11 protein-coding genes are annotated in these 14,879 nt (G+C 50.5%); 2 read left to right on the forward strand and 9 right to left on the reverse strand.

From position 1 onward, the window contains the following. The first annotated feature begins 561 nt into the window (after nt 1–561). Both HAV38_RS20770 and HAV38_RS20775 read left to right on the forward strand, forming a co-directional pair. Complete coding sequence (locus HAV38_RS20770) at nt 562–768, forward strand: hypothetical protein (RefSeq protein ID WP_168057300.1); 207 nt, start codon at nt 562–564, stop codon at nt 766–768. Nucleotides 769–785: 17 nt separating this feature from the next. After that, nucleotides 786–1,187, forward strand: coding sequence for a hypothetical protein (locus HAV38_RS20775; protein WP_168057301.1), 402 nt, complete (start codon nt 786–788; stop codon nt 1,185–1,187). A 197-nt stretch (nt 1,188–1,384) separates the two neighbouring features. On the opposite strand, the gene HAV38_RS20780 is transcribed toward HAV38_RS20775, so the two are convergent. From HAV38_RS20780 to truB, 9 genes are all read right to left on the reverse strand, one after another. After that, nucleotides 1,385–2,878, reverse strand: coding sequence for an aldehyde dehydrogenase family protein (locus HAV38_RS20780; RefSeq protein WP_168057302.1), 1,494 nt, complete (start codon nt 2,876–2,878; stop codon nt 1,385–1,387). 15 nt (nt 2,879–2,893) lie between these two features. After that, nucleotides 2,894–4,540, reverse strand: coding sequence for a GMC family oxidoreductase (locus HAV38_RS20785; protein WP_168057303.1), 1,647 nt, complete (start codon nt 4,538–4,540; stop codon nt 2,894–2,896). A 175-nt stretch (nt 4,541–4,715) separates the two neighbouring features. Continuing rightward, nucleotides 4,716–6,089, reverse strand: coding sequence for a DUF1329 domain-containing protein (locus tag HAV38_RS20790; protein ID WP_168057304.1), 1,374 nt, complete (start codon nt 6,087–6,089; stop codon nt 4,716–4,718). A gap of 24 nt (nt 6,090–6,113) precedes the next feature. Next, entirely contained in the window at nt 6,114–7,817 is a 1,704-nt protein-coding gene (locus tag HAV38_RS20795; protein ID WP_168057305.1) for a DUF1302 domain-containing protein, read from the reverse strand. Nucleotides 7,818–8,621: 804 nt separating this feature from the next. After that, nucleotides 8,622–8,915 carry a cupin domain-containing protein gene (locus HAV38_RS20800; protein WP_221313878.1) on the reverse strand — a complete coding sequence of 98 codons (294 nt, stop codon included), beginning with the start codon at nt 8,913–8,915 and terminating at the stop codon, nt 8,622–8,624. Between the two features lie 342 nt (nt 8,916–9,257). After that, nucleotides 9,258–9,626, reverse strand: coding sequence for a hypothetical protein (locus tag HAV38_RS20805; RefSeq protein WP_168057306.1), 369 nt, complete (start codon nt 9,624–9,626; stop codon nt 9,258–9,260). Between the two features lie 402 nt (nt 9,627–10,028). Further along, the gene (locus HAV38_RS20810) at nt 10,029–11,009 is read right to left on the reverse strand and encodes an aldo/keto reductase (protein WP_168057307.1); all 981 of its coding nucleotides are present in this window, start codon (nt 11,007–11,009) and stop codon (nt 10,029–10,031) included. 281 nt (nt 11,010–11,290) lie between these two features. After that, the gene (typA, locus tag HAV38_RS20815) at nt 11,291–13,126 is read right to left on the reverse strand and encodes a translational GTPase TypA (RefSeq protein WP_168057308.1); all 1,836 of its coding nucleotides are present in this window, start codon (nt 13,124–13,126) and stop codon (nt 11,291–11,293) included. Between the two features lie 270 nt (nt 13,127–13,396). Continuing rightward, complete coding sequence (gene truB, locus HAV38_RS20820) at nt 13,397–14,359, reverse strand: tRNA pseudouridine(55) synthase TruB (protein WP_168057309.1); 963 nt, start codon at nt 14,357–14,359, stop codon at nt 13,397–13,399. Nucleotides 14,360–14,879 lie beyond the last annotated feature (520 nt).

Genomic DNA, 14,879 nt, shown 5'->3' on the forward strand with positions numbered 1-14,879 from the left:
GCGGCCCTTGACGTACCCCGTCATTGGCGCTGCCAAGTGTTTTAGTCATCAGGCGGGAATTGTGGGAATACATGTTTGAGCGTTAGCGAGTTGGTATTTCGACCCGACTGATGGCTAAAACGCTTGGGGACCCGTAGGGCAGCGTCGTTGCGGTCGCCTTTTCTTTGGTTACTTTATTTTGGCGAGACAAAAAAAAGTGACTGGCTATCGGGCCACCCCCGATCAGCATCCACGGAGCACTAACCGTCTCAATAACTAACCAATCAAACCATATCCCATTTTGCAAATAAAGTTTGCAGCCCCACAAAATCTCCGCTATCGTCTGATTGTCCCTGAGAAAAAGCGGAACGGGTTTAGTCGCCTGCCAGCAAAAAAGCGCACAAACGGCGTAATGCCGTTTTTATGTGTGTCTGCCTTCGTGCGCCCTCAATGGGCGGCGGTGGCGGGGAAGCCTTCGGGCTTGCTGGTTTTTCTTTTTTGCACCAGTCGACTAACCCTGCTATTTGCCGCCCACCCTGTTTAGTCGCGGGGAGCGGTTCAACCGCAAAAAAGGACTACCCCATGACCCGCTACGCCAGTACTACGCCCACCCAAAACCGTCTACAAACAATTCAATGCCTGACCCGCCAATCTACCGCGATAGCTGCCACGCTTTCCGCGTTCGACGTGCTTGTCTCCGCTAGTCAACGCAACGCCCTGGCGCATTGCCATGAACTTGCAACGGATGTTTCCATCGACCTGTCTATAATAATCGGCGGTGCAGCGTGATCAAGCGACGTTGTAGCTTGGCTAGGCCCACCCCTCCAAAGCAAGGCCCGGTTATACCAAAAACTAATCCCCATTTTCGCGGCGTTGAGCGCGCACCGTATGAGATGGGCTTTCTGCTCAAAGCTATTGATGACGATGTTTCATCCTTTGCGCTAATCACCGATGATCAGGCATTGGAAGCAGAAGCCATCGCCAAGCACGCAGACAACGCGCAAGAAGTTATTTCCCGCGGACTGGAAGCGATTGGTGAGGTCCTGTCTATTGCCGCCCGTAATGCAGAATCAACGGTGAACGGCAGCACCGTTTCCGCCATAGGGGAAATTATCCGACACCTGACGGTCGAGGCCCAACTGATGCGCGACATGGGCGGCTTGATGACCGACACGGTAGCGGCCCACCAAAAAAGGCGTGCGCAGTGACTGAGGCCGCCGCCGCAACAGTCTACACCACAGTCAAGCCGCTCAAGGCCTCACGCAGCGAGGGACACGATTTTTTGGTGGGTTGCATTTAGTCAGACAAAAAAACACTGCCTGTCGGGTCACACCCGACAGGCATCCACGGAGCACAAACCGCTTAAGTTACCGACTTACCAATCGACCGGCCAGTCGACCACAAGTTACACCCCCAACGGAAACACAATAGTCTTCTCCTGAGTATACTCATTAAGCCAGTGCTCCCCATACTCCCGCCCCAACCCCGACCGCTTATACCCACCAAACGGCGCATCCATCAACTGATACAAGCCACCATTCAACACCACCCCACCAGTACGCATCTGCAACGCCATCTCATAAGCCTTAGCCGGATTACGTGAATGAATACCACCATACAGCCCATACCGGCTATCGTTAGCAATCGCAATTGCCTCTTCGTCAGTATCAAAACCGATCACGCTCGCGACCGGCCCAAATATCTCATTTTGCGCAACGCCCATATCATTGCGGACATCGTCAAATACGGTAACGTTATAGAAAAATCCTTTATCGTGACCGACCGGACGCGTACCACCAATCACCAGCTTTGCACCCTCGTCCTTGGCGGCCTCAACAAAGCGCTCTACGCGTTCGCGCGCATTTGCACGGATCAGCGGACCGACTACCGTGGAACTGTTAGCAGGATCACCGATGACCAGATGGCCGATCATGGCACGCATGACTTCGATATATGCTGGCCGAATAGAGTTATGCACCAGATGACGCGTTGCCAGTGCGCAGCCCTGACCGCAATGGGTTGATACCTGAAATAGCCCTTCCATCGCCGCTTTCTGGACGTCGGCATCTTCACGAACGATCAGTGCAGACTTGCCGCCGAGTTCTAGCAGGTTACGCTTGATGGTCGGCGCGCCTTGCGCCAGGATCGCAGCACCCACGGCTTCCGAGCCGGTGAACGTGACCATATCTACCGCAGGATCAGAGGTCAACAACTGGGCCACTTCTGCATCGCCGGTAACGACGTTCAGCACGCCCGGAGGCAAGCCGATCTCATGCGCAATTTCACCAAACATTAGGGCCGAGAACGGTGTGAATGGTGACGGCTTGAGGATAACGGTGTTACCTGCCAATAACGCCGGGGCCAATTTGGACAGATTGGTCAAAAAGGGTGCATTGTAAGGCGTGATCGCGGTGACGACGCCAAGCGCCTCGCGTACCACGACACCGCCGCCGATCAGCGCAGGGCCGGTTGGATTAAACGGCGCAATGGCAGTTTCGATAGGTAGATGACGGGTGGTGGAAACTAGCGAGCGTTGAATCGCTGTTTCAAAGATTTGCATAGGCTTATTAAAAAACATGCCTTCGGCCAGCATCCGGGTGATGCCGCCTTCGGCGATCATCAGCACCTTGATCTGCTCGGCACGCTGTAATAAAGCGCTATGCATTTTGCGCATAATCACGGCACGTTCGGCCGCTGACATGCGTGACCAGGGACCGCGATCGAACGCCTTACGCGCTGCCGCAATCGCCATTGCGGCTTCTGCTAGTCCGCCTAGCGGTGCGTGTCCAATGACTTCTTCCGTGGCCGGGTTGATGATGGCGTCGCGCTGACCGTCCTGGGGTGTCACCCATTGACCGTCGATGTAAAGTCCGTCGTAATGTGTAAATGGAATAGTCATAGTTGTCTCACTCCTTTATGCAGTTATAGGGCTCAATCCAGGAACACTGTTCTGGGCGTGTTTGCCTGATTCGGTTGAAGCAATGATTATTTCTGCGGCACGCATTGCCATGACCATCGCCGGGCCATTGGTGTTACCAGTGATCAGAGTTGGCATGATCGAGGTATCGACCACACGCAGGCCCTGAATCCCACGTACTCGCAATTCTGGATCAACCACCGACGCGGCATCGGCACCCATGCGGCAAGTTCCCGCGGCATGGTAAGCGGTAGAACCGTTGCTAAAAAACGCCTCGGCCAATTGGTCGTCGGTGATGCAGGACGGTCCCGGTAAGGTTTCGGCCACGATATGCGAACGTAACGCTGGCTGCTCTAGAATTTTGCGCATAAAGCGCAATAAGGCAATCGAACTACGACGGTCATTTTCGGTGCTCAGATAATTGGCATTGATAGCAACCGGCACGTCTGGATCGGTGCTGGTAATCATCACAGTACCTTGACTGTCGGGGTTAGTGAAATAGCCAACCCAGGTCATGCCTGGCTCTTTTTCGAGGACAATTTTTCCGTCCTCGACAGTGATAGAGTACAAGCCTACGCCAATTTCCGCATCGGGCCGGGTTAACTCTGGTCGGGTTTTGAAAAATGCGCACACTTCATGGGCGGCGTGGGTCAATGGACCGCTCCCTTTAAGGAAGTACTGCGCCAGGCTTTTAGCTAGTCCCACACCGGCAAATGCTTTATTCAGACTGCCATTCTTCAGCCGTACCTGCATCAACACACAGCGATGTTCGAGTAAATGCTCGCCGACGCCAGGTGCGTCGAGGACGACATCGATACCCAGTTCCTGAAGCTTTTTGGCGGGTCCGATTCCCGATAACTGTAATATTTTTGGGGTATTGAGTGCGCCGGCGGACAGGATGATCTCGCGCTTTGCGCGCACCACGGTGACGCCGGTGGCATCTCTTAACACAACGCCAACGGCCCGTTTCCTTTCAAAAGTAACGCGTAATACGTCGGTGCCGGTGCGTACTGTTAAATTAGGGCGCGAGCGCACTGGTGCCAAGAATGCTTTGGCCGCGCTTTGGCGACGTCCGCGCCAGATGTTGCGGGGCTGATATCCGATACCGCCCTGTAATGCAGAGTTCAGGTCATCTACGCGCGGCAGGCCTGCTTCTCCGGCTGCCGCGATCACGGCTTCGCATAAAGAATCGCCAGCCGGGTGCATTGTTATTTTTAAAGGTCCGCCAGTGCCACGATATTCTGCTTCACCTAGCGCATGGTCTTCCATGGCTTTATAGCAGCGACCGATGTCTTTCCATCCCCAACCGACGCAACCGGCGGCTTCCCAGTCGTTATATTCTTCAGGATGTCCGCGCAAATACACCATCCCATTGACGGAGCTTGAGCCACCAAGGGTGCGGCCTTTTAGCCAATCCTCATCTGCCCTGCCTGCGCCCTGAGAGGCCTTATAGTCCCAGACATGCGGGTTACCCGGGTTAAGTAATTTGCCTATGCCACGCGGCATTTGTATGAGGGGATTTTTATCTACCGGACCGCTCTCGATTAATAATACTGAGACGTCGGGATTTGCTGATAGCCGATTGGCCAGGACACAGCCAGCTGAACCTGCGCCGACAATGATGATATCAAATGTGTTGGACATATTTCTCTTCGCGACGTTTTGATCTTCCGTGCGATGAACGCACGCGCATCCTCTACACGCCGTCCCTTGCTGCGAACTGAAACCAGCGTGCAAGCATAAACAAATACCTGCTTGTGCAAAATAACTTTACACAAGCAGGTTTTAACTGACCATCAGATGATACTGATGATGATTTTTAGCGGGTAGTTTCCCGTGCAACCATCGCCTCTACGGTCTGGTCTTTTTCTGGCAGCGACTTACCGACAATCTTGAAGCCGCCAATTGCGGCATCGCCAACTACTGCATACATACCTTTATTGAAGTCATAAGTAACGCTCTTCAATGCTAGCTGGGTTGCATGGTCATACGCCTGGAATGATGAGTTAAACATCGCACGGTGTAATTGTCCGCTTTGATCAAACGCGTCAAACATGCCAGAGCCGTAACCATCTTCATCCAGGTAGAATGTACGCTTGGAATACGCATGTCGCATGCCCGGCTTGAGTGTTGACTCAACCACCCAAACGCGATGCAATTCCCAACGCTCGCACGCTGGATTGATGTGATGCTTGGAAAATTGCGTCTCATCCTTGCATGCAAAATTGAACTTGTAATCGTTGTACGGAATGTACATTTCTTTTTTGCCGACCAGCTTGAAATCAAAGCGATCCATCTTGCCCGAAAAAATAAACAGTTCATCGTACAGCGTCACGCCGCCCAGATCGGAGACCGGGGTGTCATAAACAAATTCCGGTGCCAACTTGACCCGACGTTGCCCTGTAGTGTAAGCCCAGGCACGACGTGGCCGTTCGGTTGTGTCCAGATAATCTACCAGCATTTGGGCAGCGCCGGACTTACGTGTTGGAGCACGGGTCACGGCATAAGTACGCCAGTACATTTGGGGATCACGATCGCTGAGATCGGTCTGGTAATAAGGCTTTTCCATCATCGTGTACTGATCGGAAGTCATGGTAGGACGACCGTCTGCATCGACAATCCATGATTTGCCTGAATCGGTCGTAAAACCGCCATGACCGATGTAACGCAGCAATGAGTTCCACATTACTTCGTAGCCACTTTGCGGCATAGGGAACGGCAAACCACCGCGACAAGCTTCATCCACTGCGTAGTTATTTTTCTGAATCTTACAGGCCGTCGCGTTGCGGACCGTGGCCTTTAGTACTGATTCCGGCAATGCAAAACTACGATGCGTCGGATAAACATCGATGTAATAGTCAGAATATTTCTTGATCAGTTCCTTCTGGCCTTCGCTAAGTTTGTCAGCATATTGCGCGACATTCTTGGCATCAATGCGCAGTACGGCCTTCTCATCCTTGTACGGATCAACCCAAAATCCACTATTAGCCTTGAAACCCGCTGGCGCTGTAGTCAATCCGCCCGTGTATTCTGGAATAGTGCCGTCCTTGTTGCCAGCTTTAATGCCGCCGAAATCAGTCAGAGTTGTACCCAGCTGTTTAGCTTCTTCCGCCGTCACTGCGGCGAACGCAGGTACTGACGCAGGTACTGACAAGGCGAACAGGCTCGCCAGCAATAATTTTTTCGTCTTCATGTTTTGTCTCCAGATGGCTTCTAATTAGAAGCCCGTTTTGAATGTGAAAACCAACCAACCGCGATCATTAGTACTAGAGCCGCCATTACCACCCACCAGCGTCTGCCCAGTTGGATCATATTTAGACGTGGAACGCGCGTCAGCATATTTCAAAGCAAATTCGTATTTCTGTTGATACGTCATTTTTGCGCCAACCGACCATGATAGTGAATTTTGGTTACCACCACCAGAAGTCGCAGCATTACCCTTCAAGCCATAATTAAGCGTCATAGGAAGGTCAAGATCCCATGATGGCAAGACTTGTAGATATTCTGGCGTGAACAGAACCGCCAGTCCCAGGTAATCCTTGGTAGAGCAACCATCACTAACATTACCCGGCTTGCCGTTAGGATTCAAACATTTTGGCGAACCTACACCTTTATAAAGCTCCGCGTGTTGCGTAACACTAATCAGGCGGTTATACGCGATCTCGGCAATCAGTGAGCCCGTATCCCAGAACTTGGTGGCGGGTAAAAGATAGACACCGTTTGCGACGGCGTGCAAAGTGTTACCGCTTGGCCCCAAATTATCAACCGCACTAATACCTGCTGCATTCAGGGCACCGCCCATCCGGTAGGAGATATCTGATCCAAAGCTAACTGGGCCAATGGCACGACTGATACTTAAACCAGCAAGTTTTACGTTCTTTGGATACACCAGACGAAACTGGGTAGGTGCAATCGCGCCGCCAAAAGCTGGGATCGGCTGAAAGCCGGTAGCCTGTGGCACGTACCAAGGATTATAGTCATCGAACTGACGGTAATATGCACCGACCGTAGACTCAATTGGTTCAACATTCAAGCGTGCGCTCACGCCGAAGTTTCCCGATTTTTTAGCCGTTAACGAGTCTGTGCGTGACAGATTGAAGCCTGGTGCGGCTGGTAGTCTGCTCGGACCTTCAAAGAAAAAGTCGGCTGGCGCAAAATACGTGCCGCCATAAGGAAGACGTGACGGTCTCCAATCCAAAAAGTATTGTCCCGCTAAAGTGAGCTCTGGGGTGACCTGAATTTTTGCGAATAGCTGATTCAAAGGAAGAAATACTTCCTTGGTTTCGATACCAGGGCTCGTAACAGCTTTAACGCCGTCGAGAGGTGACTGTGAATACGAAATTGCGTGCGTTGGGATCAACAGGCCTTCGCCGAAATAGTTAGTCTGACGACCAAACTTGACGTTAACAGGATCCGAACCGAGTTTAAAATTACCCCAGATGAACGCGTCGAGAATTTCTCCCGATGGACCGTTGACGTAGCGCGACACGCTAGAGTTGTACTGGTTACCAGCGTAACTCGTTGAGTATCCACCTGGTGCTGCAGTGCGAACCGAATGGTCGTCGTAGGCATTGTCGTACCAACCCGCCGCGCTTACCCGTACGCCGAATTGTTTGCGATAGTTCATGTCGAATTCACTTAGGATGTCGACGCGATTGGTTACGACCTTACCTTTTTTGTTAAACTTGCCATCGGATTCATCATAATTAGGATTATTCAGAATGCGTGAATCTGGATTTTTGCCCCGGACACCGAGGTTGTAACGAATGGTGTTATCCCATCGTGTTTGCAAGTCGTCATTACCTAAATCAATGTCGAACGCGTTCGCAGCTTGTACGCCTGCAACCGCCAGCAGCACTCCAAAACTGCCGCGAGCCCATGCATTGCACTTATTTTTTCTTGCAATTCGCTTGCTTTTCATTGTATCTCCTCCAATTTTTAGCGGTATTTCCGCCTTTTGATTTTTAAGGTGCAACCGGTACTACTTGTTCCTGCGCGAACCACTACCTATACACGGGTACTGCGACGTTACTCACCCAAGTGAATAAGCCATTAGAAACATGCCTTGTTCACTGCCACCCAGCAACCTGACATTACGACGTCGCGTTGTTCCGGATCAATTTACGATTTACAGCAGGACTTAGAAATTCTGTATCCCGATTACAATTCTAACCCTAATATTTGAGCATATGTCATATTTTTGTTCTGTAAAGTCGCTTAAAGAGACATTTTTAATTAATGTGTGCATTTTTTATTGACGACGAGTAAAGAGCATTGCATCAAACGTCAAGGTGCTCTAGTTATCTCCGGGAAAATGTGGGTGTAGGATATTGCGACGGTTTCGTGTGAATATCGCCGCGGAAGATCAAGCGCTAACGGATTGATAGACGGTCTGCTTTCGTGGGAGTGAAAAGAGGGGCTTTATTGACAATGCAGGAAGCATTGTTAATGTAATTGCGCGTAATTAGCGCGTGCGCCTATCGCCGGCGTTGTCATTTGCAGGGATGCAAGTAGAGATCTGTGCGTTTTTCGGCTAACTTTTAGGCTATGTTTCTAGACTAATTATTACCGCATCACGGACCATATTTAGATTTTAATGGGGAAGATTATACAAACCGGCGTGGCAGCAAAAACGAAACCTGCACAATAGCTTTGCGTTCTACGGCGTTTTACGACAAAGGAAGTCTCGAAAAGAGGAGCGCAGATCGCGCTCAACTGTGGGCTTTTAATTTTTCTCTTCCTTCCGACCAACCAGATATTGCACGCCCTCTGGTCCGTAAAATTCAGCGTGCGGCTGGTTAGCCAGAAGATGAAATATACTGCCCGGTTGATAGAGGCGCTCCTCGTCGGCGACGCGCATCCGCAATTCACCCGACAGGATGAGTGCTTTTGCTTCAAAAGAATGAACATGGTCGTCTAGAAAGCCATTCGGCTCGCGATCCACGACTATACCTTCGGCAAATCCCTCGCTCGCGAGAGTAGCTACAAATTCCTTGCGATCAATAATTTTTGTTATCATTTTATTTTTGCCGCATTATGAACTGGTGGGGAAATTATTACTTGTCGCGGCGTCGGCACTTCCACACCACCGCCCGACTCGCCGATCAGGAACGTACTGGCTCCGCGACAAATACAACGGAGAAACATAATGGGAAAACGACTAGGTATAGATTACCGTGAAGAAACGATACAAACGGACGTTTTATCCAGATCACAGATTAACGCCTCACCGGAATTAAACAGGTCGTACTATTCCGAAACTACTCTGGAGAACATCCCTTACCAAGCATAACCCACCGACGCATTTTTGTATCATTTTCAACTGTTGGTAAAGAAATTATATTTTTGTCGTCGTATTATTCTATAGCGACTCAAAATATAATTTTAACGCCATTATTTCTCGAGAAACCTCTACCGGAAACCCTTTGCGGGTTCCCCTTTGATCCAGCAATAATTGCGTAAAAAGTGCATCACAACCTGCTGGTTGTGCCCATGTATTGGCAAGCTGATTTGCGATACGCGGAAAACTCTTCATGAGCCAGAGCGGCCAAATGTCTTTAGGGATGGTCGACACCCACTTATAAGTTGCATCGCTCAATTTGATATCAGCAGCACGTTGCGTTCGACGTAAAAGCTCCCACTGTATTTCTTTTTTGTCCGCTGGCTTGTCCCAGTCCAGTACTGCTTTTGCTTCCGAAATGGAAACCACTTCAAATGGAATGAATCCCATTCCGCCTCCAATAAGAAAATCCTCCTGCGAGCCTGGATACGAATTTCATAGGAGAAATCTTGACCATCCCGCTACCTTTACGTCAACCATAAACTTGGCTTGAACACATTGCACCGAAGCATTTTACGCCCCATTGTTACTTATTTCCCATACAACACAACCAAATTTTAGGTAGGCGTCCAAATACTGTTGCGTTTAGACTCGCTACAATCTTTGGCGACATAAGCGGATAGCATGAATGAGGCCCTTATGACGCGTTCTCCATCTCCTGTGCTATCACCTCGCTGCTCTTCTGAAAGCAAATTTTTACTTGCGACAATAAATTGCGCGAAATTAATCTTTCTAAACACAGAACATGCCCCAATCTTCCCCTTACACTTTCCGTGTAAACGACGCACTCGACTAACTCTGCCAGGGCAGATTACTGGCGCGGTTCAACAACGTTATTGCGTCAGGATCAAGTTTAAGTCTGGTTGCCGCAATCAAATCATCTAGTTGCGCTAAGGTTGTAGCGCTCGCGATCGGTGCAGTAATACTGGGGCGTGCGATCAACCAGGCGAGCGCCACCTGCGCTGGATTAGCATCGCTGCGGGCGGCGACCTGATCCAGTGCATCCAGAATGCGTAAGCCGCGCCCATCGAGGTAGCGCTTTACGCCTTGACCACGCGGACTTTTGGTCAAATCGGCTTCATTACGGTACTTCCCACTCAAAAAACCACTGGCCAGCGCATAATAATTGATGACGCCAATGCCGTGCTTAAGCACCGTAGGCTCGAGCGTATGCTCATATTCAACACGATCGTATAAATTGTAGTGGGGCTGCAATGACTGATAACTTGGATACTGATGCTGCTTGCTGATCTCTATCGCCTCTAGCAATCGCGGGGAGGAATAGTTAGATGCACCGATCACCCGCACTTTGCCTTGCGTGACGAGGCCCGCATATGCCTCCAGCGTTTCCTCCAACGGCGTAAAAGGATCATCTTCATGCGACTGATACAGGTCGATATAATCCGTATTCAAGCGGCGTAATGATGCTTCCACAGCTTCTTGAATATACGCCTTGCCGAGTCCTTTTTTATTCTCGCCCATCGCCATTCCGACCTTGGTGGCGATGATCACCTGATCTCTTTTACCGCTCTGCTTGAGCCAGCTACCGATAATTCGCTCGGATTCTCCGCCTTCATTGCCCGGCATCCAGCGGGAATAAACGTCTGCCGTGTCGATAAAATTCAATCCTTCATCAATCAATTTATCCAGTAGTAAAAATGACGTGGGCGCGTCTATCGTCCAGCCGAATACATTCCCTCCGAAAGTAAGCGGAGGGACAGTTAAGGTTGAGTTTCCTAGTTGGCGCCTTGGCGCTGGGACGGCAGAGGTCATGACATCATTCTCCTGATGGGCAGAAAGACATAGTTTACTCCAGCCGGATAAGTCGCGTTAAACCCAGGAAATTTACTCTTTGCGCTCCAATAAAAGGAGTCGGAATAACATCGCTGAAAATTGACGCAAAAAAACCCGTCAAATCTGTATGGCGATTTGCCACGTAGTTTTAACGGGTTGATACCAACTAGACTGACAGCCGGTGGCTCACGATCATTGCACTGCTCTGCACTATCGCTTAGTAGCTAGCAATTACTCGCACCGGGTCCGGCATTTTACAATCAAGAATCGCGCGATGCTTTCTTACGGTCTGTTTCTTTCAAATGACGCTTACGCAAACGAATGCTCTTCGGTGTCACTTCGACCAATTCGTCATCTTCAATAAATTCAACCGCGTATTCCAAAGACATCTGGATCGGCGTAACCAGACGCACTGCTTCATCAGTACCTGATGAACGCACGTTAGTCAGTTGCTTGCCCTTGATCGGATTGACGACCAGATCGTTGTCACGTGAGTGAATACCAATGATCATGCCTTCATACACTGGATCATTGTGGCTGACGAACATACGACCACGCTCTTGCAGTTTCCAGATAGCGTAAGCAACGGCTGCGCCATCGTCTTGTGAAACCAGAACGCCATTGCGACGACCACCCAATTCGGCCTTGGTATTGTCAACAGGTGCGTATTCGTCAAACACGTGACTCATCAAGCCAGTACCGCGTGTCAATGTCATGAATTCGCCCTGGAAGCCGATCAGGCCACGTGCAGGAATACGGTACTCAAGACGTACACGGCCTTTACCATCCGGTTCCATGTTTTGCAAATCGCCACGACGACGACCCAATTCTTCCATGACGCCGCCCTGGTTAGCTTCTTCGACATCCACGGTCAGGTTTTCATACGGCTCTTGACGGACACCATCAACCATTTTGTAGACAACGCGAGGACGCGAAACAGCCAGCTCAAAACCTTCGCGACGCATGTTTTCGATCAGGATCGTCAGATGCAGTTCGCCGCGACCTGAAACTTCATAGGTCGAATCGTCGTTTTCAGCCGGGACCACGCGTAAAGCCATGTTGCCCTTCAATTCACGGTCCAGACGGTCACGAATCTGACGTGTCGTCACAAACTTACCTTCACGACCTGCCAATGGTGAGTTATTGACCATGAAATTCATCGTCAATGTCGGCTCATCCACTTTCAGCATAGGCAAGCCCTTCGGCGCATCCGGAGCACAAATTGTGGTGCCGATACCGATCTCTTCGATACCATTGATCAGTACGATGTCGCCCGCCAATGCTTCGTCAACCAACACACGGTCCAGACCTTTGAAAGTCAGTACCTGATTGATACGCGCGCGGGTCGGCTTGTCATCAGGACCGTTCAACAGAACAACATCTTGCAGTGCTCTGACGCGACCGGCCAGGATACGGCCAACGCCGATCTTACCAACGTAAGACGAATATTCCAGCGATGTGATTTGCAATTGCAACGGCGCATCAGGATCATCTTCGCGTGCAGGAACGTGCTCCAACACCGCGTCGAACAATGGTGTCATTGTGCCTTCGCGTACTGTTGGGTCCAGGCTGGCGTAACCATTCAGGGCCGAAGCATAGACGACTGGGAAGTCGAGTTGCTCTTCAGTTGCGCCCAGTTTGTCAAACAGTTCGAAAGTCGCGTTAATCGCCCACTCGGCACGCGCAGTCGGACGGTCAATTTTATTGATGACAACGATAGGCTTGAGGCCAAGTTCCAGTGCTTTACGCGTAACGAAACGCGTTTGTGGCATAGGTCCTTCCGACGCATCAACCAACAGCAATACGCTGTCAACCATCGACAGCACACGCTCAACTTCACCACCGAAGTCGGCATGGCCAGGGGTGTCAACGATGTTGATATGTGTGCCTTCGTATTCGACCGCGCAATTCTTAGACAGAATTGTAATGCCGCGTTCTTTTTCAATATCGTTTGAATCCATGACGCGCGCATCAACATGTTGATTGTCGCGGAAAGTCCCGGATTGACGCAAAAGTTGGTCGACCAACGTGGTTTTACCATGATCGACGTGAGCAATAATGGCAATGTTGCGGATAGCGCGTTTTGTGTTTGACATATTGTTATGGATGTAGAGGAATTCAGTAAGGAATTCGGTAATTAACGCAGCAAGTGCGCGGTAAAAGCCCGCGCAGTACAAACCCTGAGAGGCCTGGAAAATGCAACGGAATTCGGGAGACCCAGTATTATAACATGATGCAGTGCAAGGGAGATTGAAAGCCTTTTGATTTCAAAGGCTTGCGTGACACGTTTTGACAGGGTTTTCGCAAAAACGCAACGAAAGCGTAGCCTGAATGACTACTTGTAGATCACTTCTCCGTTGTGACTTTTATATAGCTGTAGAGACGAGTCTTTCCGGTGCCAACACGCCGTAATCGTGTAATTGTGCGGTTCCCAACAACTGTCGTGGTATTTCGGCGTCCGCCTGCCCGGAAGACGCGGACTCGCGATACACGCGCACTCGCCCGATACCTGAAGGCAGCGGAACGCCTTCTTTTACTAAAGTCAGGCGTTGCCCCTGCAAAAACCGTTGCGCCAATAACTCAGGCAACACTACTTCTGGAAAGGTCAGCAAAAGGCTATCAACGGAAGCCAACAACGCCGCTCTTTCTTCCTCTGGCGTGGCCGTCAACGTCTCTAGCGTAAGACAACCGGTGAGCGTCAAATGGCCGACCTTTGTGCGTCTCAACGCATTCAAATGCGCGCCGCAACCCAACGCCGCCCCGATGTCTTCGCCCAGCACCCGAATGTAAGTGCCTTTGCTACACATCACCCGAACGCTTAAAAAAGGCGCCTGATAATCGATGAACTCCAACAAATGAATCGTCACGTCACGCGCTTCACGCTCCAATGTAATACCGGCCCGTGCATATTCATACAACGGCTTACCATCGCGCTTAAGCGCCGAATACATAGGCGGAACCTGCTTAAGCGCACCACGGAACTGGGCCAGCACAACATCAATTTGCTCCCGCGTGACATCAACCTCCCGCGTCTCCAATACTTCACCTTCGGTGTCGCCGGTGGCGGTCGTCAGTCCAAGATGAATGACGGTTTCATAGGTTTTGTCAGCATCGAGCAAATCCTGCGCAAATTTAGTAGCCTCGCCAAAACAAAGTGGCAAAACCCCCGTCGCAAAAGGATCAAGCGTACCGGTATGCCCAGCCTTGGCAGCGTTCATCAAGTGCTTGGCCTTAATCAACGCATCGTTGCTGGACCATCCCACCGACTTATCCAATAACAAAACGCCATTGAGAGGAACACGAATTCTTTTGGGCGAGTTTGACGCCATATTGAAATACTCTGACTAATCGCTACGACATGGTGTACATGGATAGCTGGATGGATTAAAAACGCCGATGGCGTATAGACTTATAAAGCTTGTAACCTCAATCAAAACCGAATCACACGAACCATAAAGGCTGTTGCTGTTGTATTGGCAGTTGACCTACCCCGTCGTAGGTGATGCCGGTTATTTCGGCTGTCAGTCGTGAATTGTCGGAATACATGTCTGAGATTCTATGGTTTATTGCAAGCTATTTGGTTAGTTCGGTTGATCGATTGCTAAAATGGTTAGTGCTCCGTGGATGCTGGTCGGGGGTAGCCCGACAGCTAGTGTCTTTCTTTTGTCTCGCCAAAAGAAAGACACCAAAGAAAACGCGACCGCAACGACGCTGCCCTCCGGGTCCCCAAGCGTTTTAGCCATCAGTCGGGTCGAAATACCAACTCGCTGCGCTCAAACATGTATTCCGACAATTCCCGCCTGATGACTAAAACACTTGGCAGCGCCAATGACGGGGTACGTCAAGGGC

This window comes from Glaciimonas immobilis (assembly GCF_011947285.1).
Lineage (GTDB): Bacteria > Pseudomonadota > Gammaproteobacteria > Burkholderiales > Burkholderiaceae_D > Glaciimonas > Glaciimonas immobilis.